1 protein-coding gene is annotated in these 320 nt (G+C 37.5%); it reads right to left on the bottom strand.

Annotation, left to right across the window (positions count from 1 at the left end; genetic code table 11):
- Positions 1–2: 2 nt before the first annotated feature.
- The gene (locus tag Q0829_RS27530) at positions 3–158 is read right to left on the bottom strand and encodes a hypothetical protein (protein WP_298549312.1); all 156 of its coding nucleotides are present in this window, start codon (positions 156–158) and stop codon (positions 3–5) included.
- Positions 159–320: the final 162 nt, after the last annotated feature.

Here is a 320-nt window from a genome sequence, read left to right as displayed (position 1 = left end):
TTTTAGTTTCCGAATAATCCGTCAAAGAAACCTACTACAGCGTCAGCTGCATCTACAATTGCATCGTGTATAGCTTCACCTACAGCGTGTCCTGCGTTATAAGTTTCTTCACTTCCACCGTTGATCTGTACTAATTCTTTTAGATTTAATTCTTTCATGATTTTTAATTTTATATATTAATATTTAGTGTGATATTAGTTTCCGAATAATCCGTCAAAGAAACCTACTACAGCGTCAGCTGCGTCTACAATTGCATCGTGTATAGCTTCACCTACAGCGTGTCCTGCGTTATAAGTTTCTTCACTTCCACCGTTGATCTG

Origin of the sequence: uncultured Aquimarina sp., from assembly GCF_947492405.1 — a bacterium.
GTDB lineage: Bacteria > Bacteroidota > Bacteroidia > Flavobacteriales > Flavobacteriaceae > Aquimarina.
Note: the sequence above shows the minus strand (reverse complement) of the source record. Positions and strands in the feature narration are given on the sequence as shown.